An 18,589-nucleotide genomic window follows, 5' to 3' on the forward strand; every position below is an offset into this window, starting at 1 on the left:
TAGGAACAGGCAGCGTCCCGGCCGCGTACTGCCGTCGAGCGGTGATGTACGCGATGCCGGTCGACGACGCCCACTCCTTCAAGTTCACATGAGCATCATAGCTACCTTAACAGCGCCAAAGATGCTCAACACGCCAGCAGTTAGTTACCCCCAGACGTGGTCTTCCGCGTCGATCGCGTTCAGGAGGTCGGCCATCGCCGCGGCGTCGGACACGGCCATCGGGCGCCACACGAGGTTCTGCGATGCGACAGTCATGATCGCGACCCTAGGGAGCCCGGCGGGGGATGTCATCCCGATTTCGGCCCGGTGATGAAGTCCGATGTTCGGACTGGCCAGTGGTCATCGGCGATCAGTGATCGCTTGCTGGATGCGCCGTTCTGGACGCCTGTCAGCGTTGTGCGGTGCGGTCGTCGTACGTCTCGCGGGCGTCGAGTACTTCCTCGATGTGTTGCACCGACCACTCGGTGAGCGCCTTCAGAGGGCCTCGCAGTGTCTGGCCGAGCGGCGTCAGCGCGTACTCCACGCGGATCGGCGCCTCCGGGTAGACCGTCCGCACGATCAGCCCGTCGCGTTCGAGGGTGCGCAGCGTCTGGGTGAGCATCTTCTCGCTGACTCCCGCGAGCTCCTGGCGCAGCCGCGTGAACCGGCACGCCCCGTGCCGGCCGAGCTCGCCGAGCACGAGCACCGACCACTTGCTGCCGATGTGGTCCAGGACGTCACGTGAGGGGCAGCCACGTGCGTAGGGGTCCCACGACGATGTGGGCTCGTTCACCTTCTGGCCGGTCGGCACCGTGCTCACCTCGATCGTTTCGCCCGGGTGGCCACCTTACCCGGAAGTGCGTACTTACGGAAAGAGAGTGACCAGGTCATCGTGATGGACATGCCGCGGGAGGTCCACGGCAACTAGGGAGATCATCATGTCGATCGTCGTCACCGCCGCCTCCGGGCAGCTGGGCCGGCTCACCGTCGAAGCGCTGCTGGCCCGCGGGGTGCCGGCCGCCGGCATCATCGCGACCAGCCGTGACGTCACCACAATCAAGGACTTCGCCGACCGCGGTGTCGACGTCCGCCGCGCCGACTTCGCGGAACCCGACACTCTCCCCGCCGCTTTCGCGGGTGCGGACCGGCTCCTGCTGATCTCCACCACGACCCCGAGCGAGCGTGTCGCCAACCATCGCCGCGCCATCGACGCCGCAGTGGCTGCGGGCGTGCAGCTGGTCGCGTTCACCAGCATGCTGCGCGCGGACACGTCCACCACCATCCTCGCTCGCACCCACCATGCCACCGAGGCGTACCTGTGCGAGCGCCTGCCCAGCGTCATGCTGCGCAACGGCTGGTACCTGGAGAACTACACCGCCCAGCTGCCCCAGGTGCTGCAGAGCGGGGTCCTCGCCGGAGCCGCCGGCCCAGGCAGGATCAGCGCCGCGACCCGCGCCGACTACGCCGACGCCGCCGCGGTCGTGCTGACCACCGACGGACACGCCGGCACGACGTACGAGCTGGGCGGGGACCACGCCTTCACCCTGACGGAGCTGGCCGCGGCGATCTCGGCCGCCAGCGGGAAGCGGATCGAGTACACCGATCTCCCGGTCGACGCGTTCGCCCGGCTGCTGACCGGGGTGGGCGTGCCCGCCGCATTGGCGGACGTCCTCGCCGACGCCGATCGCGCCATGAGCCGCGACGAGCTCTACACCGACTCCGGCGACCTGCGGCGCCTGATCGGACGTCCGACCACGACCCCCGCCGAGGCCATCGCCGCCGCACTCCAGGTGTAGATGATCTCAAGAGCTACATAGCTGCCCTCTCGAGCCGGCGCGGGAAGTCCTGCGCGGCGCCGGTGATCTCGGCGGCGTGGCCCATCGGGTAGGCCGGGTGGTCGCCGTTTGGCGACCACGTCGTCGGGTGGGGCCATGCGGCTATCCATGGGCGAGGGCCCCGGCGCAGTTGCGCCGGGGCCCGGGTTTACAGGTCGATACACCATTTACCGACAGGTTCGTCGGGTTGTCGTTTCCACACCTGCCGTTGCGGACGGCGTGCGGTGCGAGGATCGCTTAAGCGTGACCGGAGACCACCTTTCGTACGATGGAATTTCGGTGTCCACCCCCAGGCCGGAACTGCGTCCTGGTGGCGGGCGATCCAACGGTGTTCAGCCCTCCCTTTCCTCTACGTCCGTTACTGCGGTGACGCTGCCTGCCTGTGCCGGAACCCCACGCGACTTCATGGCCCCGGACGCGTGCGACAGGCGGTTTTTCCAACAGGAGCCCTGAACCTGCATCAGCCCCTGCTTGATCTGCCCTGACCTGGACTTACGTCAGGGGCTTACCTGCACCATGCCGTACCTCTTGCACTACTTCTCCGTGCGGAGCCGGGCGAGCCACGACGTGTATCCGGGCCCTGCTTGACGCTCGGCTCGATCGTCGTGTTGCGGCGATCTCTGCTGTCAACAAGAAGAAAACTAGCCAGATCCGGCGACAATGTCTAGTACGTACGACATAGATTTTCTCGGGCGATCTCAGAGGGCTCCGGCGGTCGCCATCGCGGCCGGCAGGGTGAGCGTGAACCGGGTGCCGCCGTCGGTCCCGGGCCCGGCAGTGATCGTGCCGCCGTGTGCCTCGACGATCGCCTTGCTCACCGCCAGGCCGAGGCCGGTCCCCTTGATGTTGCTCCCGGTGGCGGTGCTGGCCCGGAAGAACCGGTCGAACAGCAGCGGGTACTGCTCGGCCGGCACGCCGATCCCGTTGTCGGTGACCGTCACGACGATCCCGGTGTCGTCATGGCCGGCGGTGACGGTGACGGTGCCGCCCGGCAGGGTGTATTTCACGGCGTTGGACAACAGGTTGTCCAGGACCTGCTGCAAGCGCCGGGCCTCGCCGGAGATGACCGGCAGCGGCCCGATCTCGGCGGTCAGCGTCAGCTGCCGGGCGTCGGCGGCACCTCGATGGTTCTGTACGGCCTCGTGGATCAGAGGTCCAGGTGCCACGGGTTCCGGGTGGAGCGTGTTGCGGCCGCCGTCGAGCTGGGCCAGATCGAGCAGGTCGTCGACCAGATTGGTGAGCCGGCCGCTGGTACGGTCGATCACGGCCAGGTTCTTGCGGAGCTTGTCGGGCAGTGCCGGGTCGGCCGCCATCATCTCGGTGTATCCGCAGATGACGCCGATCGGGTTGCGCAGTTCGTGGCTGACCACGGCGACGAGGTCGTCTTTCATCCGGTCCAGCTCGCGCAGCTGACGTACCTGCAGTTGTTCCTGCTGGAGCAGGTGTTCGCGCCGGTCGGCGAGGCGCCGGCGTTCGGTGATGTCGTGCAGGAAGGCGTGGAAGACCGGGGTGTCCCGTTCCAGGCACATCTGCATGGTCATCTCGACCGGGAACTCCTGACCGGTGCGGTCGGTCGCGGTCAGCTCCACCCGCCGGCCGGACAGGCGTGACGTGCCGGTGCGCCGCGTCAGTTCCAGGCCCGCGAGATGCGCGTCGTGGAAGCGCTCCGGGATCATCAGTGCGGTCGCCGGCCGGCCCACGGCTTCGGCGGCCGACCAGCCGAACAGCCGCTCGGCTGCTTCGTTCCAGGTGGTGACCTGCCCGTTGCGGTCCATCGACACGAAGGCGTCCTGGGCGGTGTCCAGCACCGAGCGCATCCGTGCCGAGGACAGCATGAGCTCGCCGTGCGCCGTGTGCAGGGCGATCTCCGACTCGGCGTTGGCCGCCAGGTCCTGCAGGATCTCCACCTCGGTCTCGGACCACTGCCGGGGCTGGCCGTCGATCGCGCAGAACGAGCCGAGCACCTGCCCGTCCGGCGAGCGCAGCGGAAAGCCCGCGTAGGCGATCACGTTGAGGTCGGGAATGGCCAGGTTTCCGCAGAGCCGGCCATCGGCCCGGGCGTCGGTGATGACCAGGGGAGCCTGGTCGGTGACGACGTACTGGCAGAACGAGTGCGACAACGGGGTCTGTCCCCGTGACGCCCAGGGCTCGTCCAGCCCGACCGCGCTGACGAACACCTGGCGGTCCGCGTCGACCAGCGAGACCAGGGCGACAGGGGCGTTGACCAGTCGGGTGGCCAGCCGGGTGAGCCGGTCCAGGGTCGTGGCCGAGTCGGCGTCGAGCAGCCCGGTGGCGCGCAGCGCCTGCAGTCGGACAGGGTCGTCGACCCGGCCCTGCACGCTCAGTTCAGCAATGTTGTCAGCCATCGCGAACTCCTGATCGACCGGCCACCGCCGCAACTGAGCAAACAGGCCCAGTGCTTCGGAAAGGTGGGGGTACTCGCGGGACCAGTTCGCGGCGGCACCTACCGGTGCGCGGCTCCTACCTTGCCGGTCTTCATGACGTAGTTAGTTTGCTCGCGAGTTCGGGCACCCGCTGTCGCTGAGTTTCGGCACCACCGAGATCTCACCTATCTCGATGTTCGTGAGTTTGGGCCCCACCCCCAGCGAGATTTGCTCACGCGTCGGCGGCTGACCCTGCCGCTCACGCACGGTGACGAGTGCTTGAGACAGGGCAAGCCTTGTCAGCGGCAGTTCCGAGTGCCCGAATCGAGGCTCAGCCGAGATCAAGTGGTCGGTATCCAGAATCGCAGCTTCTCGCCGCGCTGATCGTCGAAGATACCGCCGTTGGCCTCGATGACCTTGCGGGAGGCGATGTTCGTGGCGTCGCACATGACCAATGCCGACGGGATGCCCAGACCGTGCGCCAGAGGCAAGGCGGCACGCAGCATGGCTGTGGCATGACCGCGACGGCGAGCGGACGGTCGGACGTCATAGCTGATATGGCCGCCGACGTCCAGTAGGGAGGGCGTCAGGCGGTGTCGGATCGCGAGACGGCCCAGGTAATCGTCGCCCTGGATCCACCACAGCGAGGTCGAAGGCACATAACCTTCGGGTCGGGGCGAGTCCTCCAAGGACTGCGCGCGCAACCAGCCGACATACCCGGAGAAGCTCTCCCGCGCCGCCCAACGATGTCCGAATTCGCGTAACTCGCTTCCGATCATGGTCAGGTCGGCGGAGTCACCTCGTCCTTCGGCGCGGAACTCTGCCATGGCGGCGAGGAAAGACCGATGCACCTGTTCGGTGGGGAGGCTCAGCTGGGGCATACCGTTCATGGATACCGAGTCGGGCGATCCTGCGCATCGGGTTTTCGGCAGATCCGCGCGATCAGAGTGGGTGACACGGCCCTATGTTGTAACTCGCTGTGGCGGGCGGTGGTGGGCTCGGTTTGTGAACCTGAACCTGATCCGATTCGTGGACGAGCCGGGTGGGGCTCGGGCGTCACGATGAGGCGGTGAATGCGGTCGCAGGCGTCGCCTTCGGCCCGTTAGCCTCATGCGATGATCACGCTGATGCCGGTGCTGGAGCGGTGGTCCGCTGACTGCCCGTTCTGGCCGGCCGAGCAGACCGACTTCTATTTCGCGGTTCCGCGAATGCCGACGTCGCAGCAGGTGGGGGCGGTGGTCTGGACGTTGATCGGCCGCAGCGTGACCGCCGATGACCTTTCGATCACCGCGACGGACGCGGTCGAGGCGATCGAAAAGTATCTGGCCTGCGACGACGGAGACTTCGCGCCGGGTGGATTGCGGATGGGCGACGAGAACGTCGTCATCGACCCCGGATGCTGCGTCGGCCTCGACGAATGGCGCGACTGGCTCCGTGTGATCGGCGGTGAGGTGATCGACCTCGGCCATGACCCGGATCCGCTGATCGAGCACCGAGGGCCGGTGGTCCGGGTGTGGAGGGACGGCGGCCAGCTTCCTGCAGGGTCGGTTCTCGGCCCGGACGAACCACACATCGACATCCCGCGCCATATTTTGCCGAACCTATTGAATGCGGTTCAGCATGATCTCGCTGGTTTCCTGACCGCTCTGCATCCGTGGGTGCAGGGCATTCGCTCCGATCTGGCGGATGCGCTGGCCGCGGCGATGGATCGGCGCCTGCAAATCAGCGAGCCTCTCGGCATCTGACGCAGCATGCGCTGCTATCCCTTGCCATCCGGTGCTCGTCACGGCACCATACTTCGAGAATCTGTATCTGCTCGCGCCGCAGGAGGGCCCGCTGCCCGACGGCCGCAACGGCCTGTTGTTCTCGCTCGCCCTCGCCCTCGCCCTCGGCGACGGCACCTGGCCGCTGATCGCGTTGGACGACATCGCGTGGTTCGTCAGCCACATGTTCGATTCCTGGCAGGGCTGGGGCGAGCGGGACCTGGCCGTGGTGGGCGACAGTCTCACCGGGCAGCAGATTGCGTCCGTCTTCGAACGCGTCACCGGAGTTCCCTCGGCCTACCAGCCGTTGCCACTCACCACCCTGCGTGACGCCATCCCCGGGACCGGCCATGACTTCGCGGCCATGTTCCGGTTCTTTCAGAGTCGCAACATCGCCGTCTGCGACCGCGACATCGAGGCTCTGCGAAAGCTGCACCCGCAGCTGACGACGTGGGACGCCTGGCTGCGCGCGACGAACTGGGACGGCAGGCAGAAGAACTGCGAGCAGGAGAGTAGCCGCCGCAGTCGTGCGAGTGGCGGCGGCTCACTCTCAGGCCGTAGACAACGCGCGTCCGACGTGCCGTGTCCGTCATCGAACGTGAGCGGCACGTCGGTTCGGTGACAGGTGGATCCGCCGCATCCGGCGGTGGCGCCGAAACTCGCGTACAAAACCAGGTGTCCTTTGCCATCAGTGATGAGGTACTGCCAGTTGATGTACGGCGTCTGGGTGTTTCTGCCGGATAGGGGAGGCACGATCGGGTGTCTGCTGCCGTGCCGGAGTTCGGCGGGTTCGTACGGTCAGGTTGGCTCGACGGTGCGGGGGCGTTGGTCTCGTGTTGGGGCCAGCCGTTTGAGTGGTGCCGGTCGATCCGGTGGTTCTCGTCGCACCGGGGCAAGCGCAGCTTCTCGTTCCTGTGGTGGGTTCAGCAGGACTGGGCCGGACTTCTTCGTGCGATTCCGCGACGGCTCGGCGGCGGTCGTTGACGTACGCCCTGATGATCGGATCGAGCCGGAGGATGCGGCCAAGTTCGCGGCCTCGACGCAGGCGTGTGCTTCGGTCGGGTGGGATACCAGGGGGTGGGCGGGCTACCGCCGCCGCCGGGTCGCCGGTGACGACCTGGGCCACGCCATGACGGTGATGCGTCTGGTCGACGAGTACGCGGCGCGCCGGGTCGACGCCTGAGCGGTACGGTGGCCCGGCATTGCCGTCACGGTCCAATGTGGTCTGAGTCCGGTCTCAACCGTCGTCACAGGAGGATGAAGTGCGGATCTATCTGGGTGGGCCGATGTTCGACCTGCCGAACGTCGAATTCAACCTGAACCTCGCCGCCCGGCTGCGCAAGAACGGCTTCGTGGTCTACTGCCCCAACGAGAACGAGGCGATCAACGACAAGACCCGCACCGACATCACCCCGGAGAAGGTCTATCTGCAGGACCGTGAGGAGTTGCTGGCCAGCAACGTTTTCCTCTGCCAGGTGTCCGAGGACTCCGGCACCATGTGGGAGGCGGGTCTGATGGCCTGTCTCTCCACCGACGTGGACCCGAGCAGGTACTACGGCGTCATCGGACTGGCGACCGACATCCGCCTGGCCACGGTGCCAGACCCGGCCAAGAGCGGGATCGAGAATCAATCCTGGGCGGTCAACGCCTTCGTGATCGGCGGCCTCAAGACCTCGCTCGGTGTGGTCGGCGACGTCGACAGTCTGATCGCCCGCCTGCTGGAGATCCGGGCCGAGCGGGAAGAGACCGAGGACGCCCGTTCCTGACCGTCGATCGGCCCGGTCGAGGCGGAACACCCGGGCTCGTCCCGCGCGGCCCCGGACGTCATCGCCCTCGGCCCGGCGCGTGCGCGGCGGGCCGCAGATCCGCATCGTAGAGGTTGACCAGGAACGACGTGGCGAGGGTCAGTTCGGTCGCGGCGCGCATCTCGGGCAGTGACCGCCAGACCGGGCTGATCCCCTCCTGGTTGAGAACCACGTCCTGGGTGCCGCCGGCCTCGGTGACGAAACAGTTCCAGCGGTGTGCGTCGGCGCCGCGGCGGCACGAGTCCCCGGGGATGTCGACGTCGCCCAGGTGGTGCAGCGCCCGGGCATCGAGCGACGTCTCCTCCAGGAGTTCCCGCCGGGCGGCGTGTGCGGGATCCTCGTCCACCTCGACGTGCCCGGCCGGGATCGTCAGCCCGAAAGGGAACCGGGTCCGGCGGAACAGCAGGTACTCCCCGGCGTCGTTCCGGACGAATATCCCGGCGGTCTGATGCCAGTACTCGCCGTCCGCGGCGAGCCACCATCGGATGTCCGGGGTGATGATGACCGCCCGTGGCCGGTGCGCTCCGCAGGCCCCGCAGACGTAGAGGCCGGCCGCGTCCCGCGTGAGGTTCTCGCTGCCGCAGTCGATGCAGGTGGTGCGTTCGCATTTCTCGTCGATCAGGGCCGGGTCAAGCTTGACCATGACTCACCACCTCCGTGAATTCGACCAGGCTGTCGAGCCAGTCGATGTTTTCCCGCGTGAACAGTTCGCCCGGCACGAGCCCGGTGGCGACCCCGACGAAGTCCCAGCCCGCACCGAGCGCCGCGGACATGTCCATCAACGCGTCGCCGACATAGACGGTGCGCGCGGCGTCGACGCCGCGGCTCTCGAGAACGCCGCGGGCGAGGGCGAACACCGCGGGATCCGGTTTGTGCGCGCCGGTGATGTCGGCACCGTGCACGAACAGCAGCCGCGTGACGGGGAAACCGATCCGGGTGAGGTCGGCGATCGCCGGCTCGGTGTTGGCGGATGTGACGACACCGACGTGGATCCCGCGGTCCAGCAGGTGGCCGACCAGATCCACCGCTCCCGCCATGGCGGTCTTCGGGAATTCCGGTTCGAGGGCCAGGTTGGCCGCCCGCAGCTCGGGCAGGGGCGCCGCCGACCGGTACAAGGTTGTGATCAATTCGTCGAACGGCCGGCCCCAGTGCCGCAGCAGATCGTCATCGGTCACCTCCAGGTCGTAGACCCGGGCGGCGACTGCCTTGTGGTGGTCCCACTTGGCTTCCCGGCTCCGCAGCAGGGTGTCGTCCAGGTCGAAGACGACCGCGCCCGCGCGCAGGATCTTGCGGCGGGCCTGCCGCACTCTGGCCGCTACCATCCTCGGTCCTCCGGCGCCGGGGCCTCGTCACGCTGATGCCGTCCCATGTCTTAGAGGAACACCGTTTCCGGGTCCAGGCCGAGCAGCACCCGGCCGTGCACCTCCAGCGCGGAGTCGGCGTTCAGCGCGGCGTGCAGACTCATCGCCAGCGAGTCCCGGCCGATGCGCTGGATCGGCACGTCCTGCCGGATCGAGGAGGCGCCGGACGCCTTCTGCACGATCTCCACCGCCTCGTGCGAGAGCCTCGTGCTGTACGCCGCCAGCGCGCGCGCCTCGGCCCGTTCGGTGAGGGTGTGCGCGGTCCGCCGTTTCGCCGCGCCGGCCACCGCGGTGACGAGCCGGTCGCGCAGGGCGGTGGCCGCCAGGATCTTCATCCGCACCTCACCGGCCTGGTGATGGGTGATGGCCGCCGTGCGCTGGGCGGTGTACCGGGTGAAGGTGATGCCCCGCCCGTCGACGTGCTGGGTGAAGAAGTCCTCCGCGGCCTGGGCGAGACCCACCGGCGGCCCGGAGTTGTATGCCGACAGCAGGGGATAGAGCTCGTAGTGGAAGAAGTCGTCGGCCGCGCTCGGATGCGACGGCGGCCGGCTCCACCGCAGGTCCGGGAACGGCAGGACCCGCTGCCGGGGGACCAGCAGATCCGCCACACTGACGGTGCAGCTGCCGGTGCCTTTCAACCCGGAGGTGTGCCAGTCGTCGTGCACGGTGAGATCACCCTTGGGCACGAGGACCAGGACCTGGCGGCCGTCGGCGCGGGCGCCGAGCAGGTCCCAGGTCGCATCGTGGATCCCGGTGTTGAACGCCCATTTCCCGGTGAGCCGGTAGTCGTCGCCGTGCGGGGTGAGCGCGCCGGTCGGGCTGGAGACGATGCTGACCCGGCTGGCCGGCGTGGCGAACACCTCGTCGGCGACCTCCGCGGGGAAGAGGCTGACGGCCCAGGCACCGGTGAAGTAGATCGTCGTGCACCATGCGGCCGAGCCGCACCCGCGGGCGATCTCGGACAGCGCCCGGACCTGCTCGCCGAGATCGGCCTGCCGGCCCCCGTACCGGGTGGGTACCGGCATCCGGAACACGCCGGCCGTGCTGAGCGCCTCGATGGTCTCCGGTGCGACTCTTCCCATCTGCTCGGTCTTGGTGGCATTGGCGGTGAGCACGTGCGAGACCGCCCGAAGCGGCTCAAGACCGGAATCCGGCATGGCGACTCAACCCTCGCTTTCCTTGCGACGGAAACAGAACATCGAGGCCAGGACCGCAAGGCCGGCCAGTACGGCGCTCAGCACCCCGGTCGAGCCCCAGTCGAAGCGGGTGACCGCGGCGCCGAACAGCGGCGGCGCGAGCAACGTGCCGAGGCTGCCCAGCTGCGCCAGGACGCCGTTCGCGAGGTCGGCGTCGGCCCCGTCGTCGACCGTGTAGGGCACCAGGGCGAACATCAGGGAGACCAGGAAGCCGTTGGACACCAGGGCCACCAGACCGGCGCCGACGGCCACCCAGGTGGGCGCGAAGGACGCGAAGGTGATCGTGACCACCACGGGCACGACGACGATCCACCAGAGACCGCGTTGCGGAGAGCGCGAGCGTCTCAGCAGCAGGGCCGCGGTCACGCTGCCGAGCACGTTGCTGAACGACAGCACCGCGGTGACGACACCCGCGTCCACCACGCTGAGACCGTGCTGCTCGGTCAGGTATCGGGGGAGCAGCGTGGTGACGGCCACGCCGATCGCGGCGATCGCGGCGAACGCCGTGGCGAGCAGGACCGGCCGTCGGCGCAGCTTGATGGTCGTACGGTGTCCCTCGTCGGTGCTCGTCGTCGCGGAGCGCACGTTCCGCAGCACGCCGAGGAGCAGGATCAGCGGAGTGACGGCCAGGAGCGCCAGCCACGCCCGCCACCCCCAGGCCACGGTGATCGCCCCGCCCAGCGCCGCGGAGACGCCGAGGCCGATGGGGACGCACGTCCCCCACAGGGCGAGGGCGGCACCGCGAGCCGGGCCCTCGGTGATCCGCATCAGGGCCACCGGTCCGGCCACGAAGACGAGCAGGTAGCCGGCACCCGCGACGAGCCGGCTGACCAGAAGTACCCCGAATCCGTCCGCGAGGGCCGCGCACCCGCCGGCGACGCCGAGAATGAGCAGCCCGGTCAGCAGGGCCGTCCGGAAGCCGAGGCGCCGGATCAGCACCCCCGCTGGCAGCCCCAGGGCCGCGGCGACGCACGTGACGATCGAGGTGGTCCACCCGGCCTGGACCAGGGAGAGCCCGAGTTCGTCCTGCAGGATCCCGGAGATCGGAGCGATGGCGCCGAGCACCGCGGCCGCGAGCACGCCCGTGCCCCACACCGAGCCGACGGCGAGGATCACTCTCCTGCGGACTTTGCCGCCGGCCGGTGCGGTGGTCATGGAATTCCCGGTCATCGATGTGGCGCCTCTCGCTCCGATGGTTCTCCGTCGATCAGGTGTTAAGCCCGAACCGATCGAGGAGTTCCTGGTCCCCGGACACGTACGAGGTGTCGGTGATGACGGTGTGGTCGGACGGGCCGCGGCTGCACATGCACATGTGCCGGCCGGTCGAGGAGACCCGGACCGCACGGGCGCCACCGCTGACCATGATCTCCTCGGCGATGTCCTTCACCAGGAACTCCTGGATCTGGAAACGGCGGCTGTACGCCTGCACGAGACGTGGGAACTTGCCCAGTCCGAGGATGCGGTCGCCGGGTACGTAATCGATGTGCACCTTGCCGAAGAAGGGCAGGAAATGGTGGGCACAGATGGAGAAGTAATTGATGTCGTGCACGCGGACCAGCCCGCGGTGCTCGCCGTCCACCTCGACCGTGGTCTTGAGGATCTTGGCAGTGTCGGTCTCGTAACCGCTCAGCAGCTGCTTGTAGGCCCGGACGATGCGGTCTTCACATTCCGGCTCCTCGTACCATGCCAGTGCGCGCTTGTCCTGGGTGATGTTCTCTTCAAGCCATTGTGCGATGGTCATCTTTCGCTCCGTTCTGAGCTGCGGGCGGGGCAGACGGTTACTGCTGTTTCAGAACCTCGTGGTCATCCAGGTATCGGCCGACGGTGCCCCCTCTCAATGACTCCCATGAATGGCGACCGGCCTCGTAGATCCGTTCGTGATCAGAGCCCGGTCCGGCGGTCGCCGGTGCCGCCACGCTGCGCCACTCGGCGAATGGCAGAGCGAAATGGTGTAGCCCGGCGGTGACCCGGGCGAGCGTCTCCAGGTCCGTGTCGGGCCGGAACGCGGTCCACCAGGCGGCCCGGAAATCGAGGTGGCCGGTCGGTGCGAAGGCGCGCAGGCCGCCGTCGTACACCACACATTTCTCGAGCAGGCTGCCCATCGTGGTCAGTCGTTCCCATTCGAACTCCGGGGTCGTCGCGGTGGTGCCGCGAAGGAAGTCGAACGGCGCTTGCGGGAACTCGGCGGCGGCGCCGTTCTCCGGCAGCCGGAATATCGATTCCAGGGCGATGACGGTGGCCCGGGGCGGCGCCGGCAGGGTGGCCGCGTAGCTGTTGACCAACCTCTCGATCGCGGCGACCCCCGGGGCGGCGGCGATCGTGACCACGACGATGTGCGGAATCCGACGGCCGGTCCGGGCGCTGCGGTCCAGCACTGTCCGCAGAGCCAGGTCCACGGTGGAACCGGTCGCCACGATGTCACCGAGCACCAGGGCCCCGCCGTCGGCGTCCTCCCACCGTTCGTAGTCGATCCGCAACGCGCCGGCCTGCCGGTCCGTACCGATGAAACCGACCATCGGCGGCGTACCGGAGACCGCCTCGACGGCGCTCGCCACGCCGAAGGTGAGCCCTCCACGCAGGATGTTCAGGACCTCGGAACGCGTCCGGGTCAGTGCGGTGCGGAGGTCCGGGATCTCGGCCACGGCCATCGACAAGGCGTCCCGGACCCCGGTCCGCAGAGCTTGGCTGTACTGGTCGCCGACCAGGTGCGGACTCGTGAGCAGACGCCGGGTCGCCGGTGTCGAGCTCACGAGGACGTCGACCGGGCCCGCGGTGTGATGCCGGTAGCAGGTGGACGAGTTCCGGCTGGCAAGAAGTTCCATCAAGGGGATCCTGTTCTGCGGTCGTCAGGCCTTCAGCGCGGGGCGTCTGGCCGGCACACCCCGGCGCCGGGCTATCGCGCGCTCGATCAGATAGGACGACTCGACGCCGTCGACGGTCTTGGTGACGCCGTCCATCGGCTCGTCGTTCTCGATCCGGCAGACCACCACGCGCCGTTTCGGCCAGCCGTCGAGGTCGCCGGGTTCGTCCGCGACGACGATGTCGAGCCCGACCCCGGCGAACAGGCTCTCCCAGTCCAGCGCGCAGGACCTCGAGGATCGGCCGCCCCCGGATTCGTAGATCCCGTTGTCCAGGATCACCAGCCCGTAGTGCGGGAGGGCCGGCACGAGTGCCCCGAGGGCGGGCAGGACGGACAGATTCATCAGGAAGCTGCCATCGGTGTCGACCGCCACCACCGGGAACGTGGAGCCGTTGAGCCCGATACCGAGGGCGACGGCGGTGACGTCGCCCATGCTGTCCATGAACAGCGTGTCATCCGGCCGTAAGGCGTACATCTCCTCGCTGGTGCGCCCGAGGGACGAGACGAAAATGGCGTCCCGGCCGGCGTTCTCCACCACGGCCGACAGTGCCTCACGGGTGTTCATGCCGTTCCTTTCAGCTCTTGCAGGAACGGCCGTTCGGCGATGATGCAGACACTGCACTGCCCGGTGCCGAGCATGGCGAAAGCGGCATCGAGCGCATCTTTGAACTGGGCGATCGACTCGACCCCGGTCGAACGGATCCGTAATTCGTCGAGGTGCGCCGTCATCGTGGGGGAGTGCGCGATTCCCCACCAGTTCGCCTCACCGAACGAGCCTCGGTGGGAGACCAGCAGTGCGACGTGCTGCCGGTGCGACAGGATCAGCCGGGAGAGCGTCTCGCACGCCCGGCGCAGGCCGGAGTTCTCCATCACGACCAGGGTCCGGGTGCCCGCGAGGTTCGCGCCGGCCGCCATCGCGACCGCCGTGGCCTCATCGTTGACCTGGACGTAGGCGATGGGGCCGCCGGCCGCGAGCCGGCTGAGGAGCGGGGACAACTGCGAGTCCGGGACGGCGACGACCACCTCGACGTCCGCCGCGACCAGCGCCTCGTAGGCGAGCTCCACCGCGGTCGTCGTCACCATGGTTTCGTCTTCTCGCTCAGGAGCTCCACGATGATGTTGCGGTAGCGGCCGGTCCCGACGTTGTGCAACTGGTGCGGTATCCCCATGCCGTGCCGGACGTGGTCGCCCAGGGCATCGGTGACCGGGTCGACGTGACCGTCCTGGTGGTGCGTCTCGGTGCTGCCCGGGGCGATGACCACGTACACGTAGTCGCAGGGGTGCTGGTGCACCTCGGTCTTTCCACCGGGAGCCAGCTCCAGATTCCAGATCCGGACCTCGTCGTCGGAGTACAGCAGTTCCGTGCCGATCGGCTCCACCCGCTGCCCCAGCACGTCACCCGGGCCGGTCGTACCGAGTTCGCTCATTTTTGTCACCAAGCCTTTCGCTTCACCGAGATGCGTGCGGACAACCGTGCCGTGACCCGTCCCCGGGGGCGGCTCCCGCGGCGGCCGGGGAACGCCGCGCGCCGGGCGTACCCGCGTCGGCGGCGACGAACGACACGGGCAACGCGTCGAAACCCCACAGCAGGTTCGACCGCAGGCGACGTACCGGACCGGCGGGACGGGCCTCGGCCACGCGGTCGAGCAACTCGTCGAACATGACGGTCAGCTCCATGGCGGCCAGACTGGCGCCGACGCAGTAGTGATTTCCCTGGATGAAGCCCAGATGCCGGTTCGGTGAACGCCGGACGTCGAACCGGCCGGGAGCCTCGAAAACCTGCTCGTCGCGGTTCGCCGACGGGAGCCAGGCGACGACGTGCTCGCCGGCGCGGATCGGCACGCCCCCGAGCTCGACATCCCGGGTCGCGGTCCGCAGCGAATGCATGACGGGGCTCGTGTAGCGCACGATCTCCTGGATCGCCGAGGGCAGCAGGCTGCGGTCCTGGCGCAAGTCGGCCCACGCCGCCGGATCGGTCATCAGGGCCAGCAGCCCGCCGACCGTCGCGTGCCGGGTCGTCTCGTTGCCGCCGGACAACAGCGCGTCGCAGTTGTAGAGGACCTCCTCGTCGGTCAGCACCTTGCCGTCCACCGTGCCGTGCACCAGCGCGCTGACCAGGTCGTCGCCCGGACTCTTGCGCCGATCGGCGGCCAGGTCGAGGAAGTAGCCCATGATCTCCGTGTGCGCCTGCACCTTCTCGGCCTCCTCCTTCTCATCGGAGGCGGTGGAACTCCACGCGAACCTGGTCCGGTCGGCCATGAAGTCCCAGTCCGCCTCCGGGACGCCGAGCAGGTCGCAGATCACGGACACCGGGAGCTGATGGGCGACCCGGGTGAATTCGCAACCGCCGTCCGACAGCGCGGCGGCGATCGCCCGGCCGGCGGTGGCCCGCATGGTCGCTTCCAGGCGGCGGACCGTGCTGGGCGTGAAAGCCGAGCTGATCACCTTGCGGATCTTGTCGTGCCGCGGCGGGTCGGTGACGTTGAGCATCTTTCCCGCTGCGCGGGCGAGCACGTGTTTGTTCGAGTCCAGCCGCATGCCGTTCGCCGAGCTGAACACCTTGGGGTTCGTCAGCATCTCGCTGCACAGCGGGTGCGTCATGACCGCCCAGAAACGCTCGCCATCGGCGCGCCGGTTGTCGTGGACCGGCGACTGTGCGCGCAGGCGCGCCCAGACCGGAAGCGGATCGCCGTGCTGGTAGAGCGCCGCGTCGGACAGATCAACAGGATGCATGGGAGTCCCCGGTTCCGATCGCCTCGAGTGCGGCCCGCACGACGTCTTCCTCCCGGTGCGTGAGGTAGAAATGTCCGCCCGGGAACGACCGGTAGCGGAACCGGCCGCTGGTGACCGAGGACCAGGCGCGGACCTCGTCGGGGCGGATGAAGGGGTCGGCCAGTCCGGACAGCGCGGTGATCTCGACATCGAGCGCACCCCGCGGCTCCGCGGCGTACGCCTGGACGATCCGGTAGTCGTTCCGGATCGCGGGCAGCAGCACGGAGCGCATCCCTGGGTCGTCCAGCAGGGCGAGCCCCTGTGCGCCGGACTTCTCGAGCATCAGCACCAGGTCGTCGTCGCTGCGCGAGCCGGCGTCCTGCTGACCGCGGAAGGCCCGGGTGCGGCCGGGCGCCGCGGATCCCGAGACGACGAGTCGCCGGACGGCCCGGTGCTCGCCGCAAGCGGTGAGCCGGCCGGTGACCTCGTACCCGACCAGCGCGCCCATGCTGTGGCCGAGGATGACGACCGGCCGGTCCAGCAGGCCCCGGATCGCGTCCGTCACCTCGTCGGCGAGCGCCCCCAGGTCGGCCGGCAGCGGGTCGTCGACCCGGTTCTCCCGTCCCGGGTACTGGATCGCGCAGAGTTCGACGTCGTCCGGAAGCCGTTCGCTCCAGGTCCGGAAGTAGCTCGCGGCCCCGCCGGCGTGGGGCAGGCAGATCAGCCGGAGCCGGCAGGCCGGCACCCGGCGGAACACCCGGACACCGCGCCGCGTGGCCATCGCATCGGCGTTCACTGCGCCGCGGCCTGTCGCATCGCTTGCCGCCGCGCGACGACACCGGCCAGTCCTTCGATGGTCGGAGCGGCGAAGAACTCCCGGACCGGCAGATCGAGGCCCAGCGTGGACCGGACGCGCGAGATGATGGTGGCGGCGACGAGGGAGTGGCCTCCGATGTCGAAGAAATCGTCGACGACGCTGATGTCCTTCTGCTGCAGCGTCTCCTCCCAGATCTGCGCCAGGGCCTTCTCCGTGGTGGTGCGCGGCGCAACGTGCTGCCGCAGCGGCTCGGTCACCGGCAGGACCCGCAGGGCCGCCCGGTCGATTTTCCGGTTGGGGGTCATGGGCAGGGACGGGAGGACGGTGATCGAGGAGGGGATCATGTACCAGGGGAGTTCGCGCCGGAGATGGGAGCGCAGGTCGTCGGCGGCGGGGGCCGCCGAGGGATCGGCCACGACGAAACAAGCCAGTCGCATCTCACCGAGATCGTCCACCCGGTCGACGACCGCGCAGGCTCGCACCGAGGGATGGGCCGAGGCGACCGATTCGACCTCGCCCGGCTCGATCCGGTAGCCGCGGACCTTCACCTGGTCGTCGCCGCGGCCGAGGAACTCCAGGCAGTCGGCCGGTCCGCGCCGGACGAGATCGCCGGTCCGGTACAGCCGGGCGCCGGGCTCCGCCGAGAACGGGTCCGGGACGAACCGCCGGGACGTCAGTTCCGGCTCGTTCAGATAGCCGGCCGCGACACCCGCCCCGCCGATGTAGAGCTCGCCGGCGGATCCGGCCGGCACCGGCGACATGTCCTCGCCGAGAACGTGCGCCTGGACGTTGCCGATCGGGTACCCGATCGGGACGGTGCTGAAGTCCTCGGTCTCCCACCCCGGCGCCGGCTCGTAGACCGTCGAGGTCACCGTGCCCTCGGTCGGGCCGTACACGTTGCACCACCGGATCCGATCGCCGGCGTGCTTCTTCCAGATCGACAGCGCACCGCGCTGTGCCCGCTCCCCGGCGACGATCATCAGGCGCAGTGACGATTCCCCGGACAGCCGGACGAGGCAGTCGCTCTCGCGGACCCAGCTGTGCCAGAACGCGGTCGGAACGCTCAGGAACGTCGTCCGGGTGGTCACCAGCTGCTGGGTGAGGGCCCGGAAGGTCTGCCGCAGCGGGTCGCCCGCGACGATCAGGGTGGCGCCGTTAAGCAGGGGCGGGAAGATCTCCTCGACCGATGCGTCGAAGCTCAGTGACCGGCAGAGCAGGACGCGGTCGCCCGGCCCGAATCCGAAGAGCTCGTTCACCGCGAACGCGTGGTTCGCCAGCGAGGCGTGCGAGATCATGACGCCTTTGGGCCGGCCCGTCGACCCGGAGGTGTGCACGATGTAGGCCAGATCGGAGCCCCGCACCGCGGTCGTGACGGGCTCCGGGTGGACGTCAGCCGGCATCGCTGCGGGCTCGTCGGCTGCGAGGTGGTCGGCTGCGAGGGACCCGGGTTGGAGGTCGTCGGCGTCGAGGTCGTCGGGTTCGAGGTCGTCGAGGAAAAGCAGCTCGCCCTGATAGCCGGGGAACAGGGGTGCCAGATGCCGTTCGGTCAGCAGCAGTCCCGGTGCGGTGTCGGCGAGGATCAGGCGCAGGCGCGCTTCGGGGTACTCCGGGTCCAGCGGGATGTAGGCCGCGCCGGTCCGGAGGATGCCGAGCAGGGCGACGATCATCCGGGGGGACCGTTCCAGGCAGATCGCGATCGGGCGGCCCTGGTGCGCGGGATGCGTCAGGAGACGGCCGGCGAGCCCGGTGGACGCGGCGTCGAGGTCCTCATACGTGAGCTCTCCGCCCTCCCACTGCACCGCGACCGCGTGCGGCGTCCGGTGCGCCTGGTCGGTGAACAGTTCCGGCACGTATGAGGTGGCTCCCGCGCGGGCTCG

At 68.7% G+C, this 18,589-nt stretch carries 20 protein-coding genes; 5 read left to right on the plus strand and 15 right to left on the minus strand.

Going from position 1 to position 18,589, the window contains the following annotated elements:
* Window positions 1–388 precede the first annotated feature (388 nt).
* Entirely contained in the window at window positions 389–790 is a 402-nt protein-coding gene (locus ADL15_RS39420; RefSeq protein WP_067703069.1) for a winged helix-turn-helix transcriptional regulator, read from the minus strand.
* Between the two features lie 127 nt (window positions 791–917).
* On the opposite strand from ADL15_RS39420, the gene ADL15_RS39425 reads away from it, so the two are divergent.
* Entirely contained in the window at window positions 918–1,775 is an 858-nt protein-coding gene (locus tag ADL15_RS39425) for an NmrA family NAD(P)-binding protein (RefSeq protein ID WP_067702798.1), read from the plus strand.
* 737 nt (window positions 1,776–2,512) lie between these two features.
* Here the strand turns inward: ADL15_RS39425 and ADL15_RS39430 are convergent.
* Both ADL15_RS39430 and ADL15_RS39435 read right to left on the minus strand, forming a co-directional pair.
* Window positions 2,513–4,180: an ATP-binding protein gene (locus ADL15_RS39430; RefSeq protein WP_157441875.1), complete on the minus strand. Its 1,668-nt coding sequence runs from the start codon at window positions 4,178–4,180 to the stop codon at window positions 2,513–2,515.
* A 359-nt stretch (window positions 4,181–4,539) separates the two neighbouring features.
* Complete coding sequence (locus tag ADL15_RS39435) at window positions 4,540–5,079, minus strand: GNAT family N-acetyltransferase (RefSeq protein WP_067703079.1); 540 nt, start codon at window positions 5,077–5,079, stop codon at window positions 4,540–4,542.
* Between the two features lie 234 nt (window positions 5,080–5,313).
* Between ADL15_RS39435 and ADL15_RS39440 the strand changes: the two genes are divergently transcribed.
* From ADL15_RS39440 to ADL15_RS39455, 4 genes are all read left to right on the plus strand, one after another.
* Complete coding sequence (locus tag ADL15_RS39440) at window positions 5,314–5,943, plus strand: hypothetical protein (RefSeq protein ID WP_067702804.1); 630 nt, start codon at window positions 5,314–5,316, stop codon at window positions 5,941–5,943.
* A gap of 31 nt (window positions 5,944–5,974) precedes the next feature.
* Window positions 5,975–6,583: an NmrA family NAD(P)-binding protein gene (locus ADL15_RS39445; RefSeq protein ID WP_067702806.1), complete on the plus strand. Its 609-nt coding sequence runs from the start codon at window positions 5,975–5,977 to the stop codon at window positions 6,581–6,583.
* Between the two features lie 327 nt (window positions 6,584–6,910).
* The gene (locus ADL15_RS39450; protein WP_067702809.1) at window positions 6,911–7,144 is read left to right on the plus strand and encodes a hypothetical protein; all 234 of its coding nucleotides are present in this window, start codon (window positions 6,911–6,913) and stop codon (window positions 7,142–7,144) included.
* A 79-nt stretch (window positions 7,145–7,223) separates the two neighbouring features.
* Window positions 7,224–7,727 (plus strand): nucleoside 2-deoxyribosyltransferase, encoded by a 504-nt coding sequence (locus ADL15_RS39455; protein WP_083972313.1) that lies wholly within the window; start codon window positions 7,224–7,226, stop codon window positions 7,725–7,727.
* 58 nt (window positions 7,728–7,785) lie between these two features.
* On the opposite strand, the gene ADL15_RS39460 is transcribed toward ADL15_RS39455, so the two are convergent.
* From ADL15_RS39460 to ADL15_RS39515, 12 genes are read right to left on the minus strand one after another with little or no spacing between them, the layout of a single operon-like run.
* Window positions 7,786–8,409: an NUDIX domain-containing protein gene (locus ADL15_RS39460; RefSeq protein ID WP_067702812.1), complete on the minus strand. Its 624-nt coding sequence runs from the start codon at window positions 8,407–8,409 to the stop codon at window positions 7,786–7,788.
* Window positions 8,396–9,088 (minus strand): HAD family hydrolase, encoded by a 693-nt coding sequence (locus ADL15_RS39465; RefSeq protein WP_067702815.1) that lies wholly within the window; start codon window positions 9,086–9,088, stop codon window positions 8,396–8,398. Before ADL15_RS39465 ends, ADL15_RS39460 begins: the two co-directional genes overlap by 14 nt.
* A 50-nt stretch (window positions 9,089–9,138) precedes the next feature.
* Complete coding sequence (locus tag ADL15_RS39470; protein ID WP_232344835.1) at window positions 9,139–10,242, minus strand: acyl-CoA dehydrogenase family protein; 1,104 nt, start codon at window positions 10,240–10,242, stop codon at window positions 9,139–9,141.
* A 48-nt stretch (window positions 10,243–10,290) separates the two neighbouring features.
* Window positions 10,291–11,493 (minus strand): MFS transporter, encoded by a 1,203-nt coding sequence (locus tag ADL15_RS39475; RefSeq protein ID WP_232344836.1) that lies wholly within the window; start codon window positions 11,491–11,493, stop codon window positions 10,291–10,293.
* A gap of 37 nt (window positions 11,494–11,530) precedes the next feature.
* A complete protein-coding gene (gene folE, locus ADL15_RS39480; RefSeq protein ID WP_067702821.1) occupies window positions 11,531–12,064 on the minus strand; it encodes a GTP cyclohydrolase I in 534 nt (177 codons plus the stop codon).
* A gap of 37 nt (window positions 12,065–12,101) precedes the next feature.
* On the minus strand, window positions 12,102–13,145 hold the full coding sequence (locus ADL15_RS39485; RefSeq protein WP_067702824.1) for a hypothetical protein: 1,044 nt from the start codon (window positions 13,143–13,145) through the stop codon (window positions 12,102–12,104).
* Between the two features lie 24 nt (window positions 13,146–13,169).
* The gene (locus ADL15_RS39490) at window positions 13,170–13,748 is read right to left on the minus strand and encodes a thiamine pyrophosphate-dependent enzyme (protein WP_067702827.1); all 579 of its coding nucleotides are present in this window, start codon (window positions 13,746–13,748) and stop codon (window positions 13,170–13,172) included.
* Window positions 13,745–14,266: a thiamine pyrophosphate-binding protein gene (locus ADL15_RS39495; RefSeq protein ID WP_232344837.1), complete on the minus strand. Its 522-nt coding sequence runs from the start codon at window positions 14,264–14,266 to the stop codon at window positions 13,745–13,747. Before ADL15_RS39495 ends, ADL15_RS39490 begins: the two co-directional genes overlap by 4 nt.
* Entirely contained in the window at window positions 14,260–14,610 is a 351-nt protein-coding gene (locus ADL15_RS39500) for a hypothetical protein (protein WP_232344838.1), read from the minus strand. Before ADL15_RS39500 ends, ADL15_RS39495 begins: the two co-directional genes overlap by 7 nt.
* 22 nt (window positions 14,611–14,632) lie before the next feature.
* Entirely contained in the window at window positions 14,633–15,916 is a 1,284-nt protein-coding gene (locus tag ADL15_RS39505) for a cytochrome P450 (RefSeq protein WP_083972314.1), read from the minus strand.
* On the minus strand, window positions 15,903–16,676 hold the full coding sequence (locus ADL15_RS39510) for a thioesterase II family protein (protein ID WP_232344839.1): 774 nt from the start codon (window positions 16,674–16,676) through the stop codon (window positions 15,903–15,905). Before ADL15_RS39510 ends, ADL15_RS39505 begins: the two co-directional genes overlap by 14 nt.
* Before the next feature lie 11 nt (window positions 16,677–16,687).
* Complete coding sequence (locus ADL15_RS39515; RefSeq protein WP_232344840.1) at window positions 16,688–18,562, minus strand: non-ribosomal peptide synthetase; 1,875 nt, start codon at window positions 18,560–18,562, stop codon at window positions 16,688–16,690.
* Window positions 18,563–18,589: the final 27 nt, after the last annotated feature.

This window comes from Actinoplanes awajinensis subsp. mycoplanecinus (assembly GCF_001509495.1).
Classification (GTDB): Bacteria; Actinomycetota; Actinomycetes; order Mycobacteriales; family Micromonosporaceae; genus Actinoplanes; species Actinoplanes palleronii.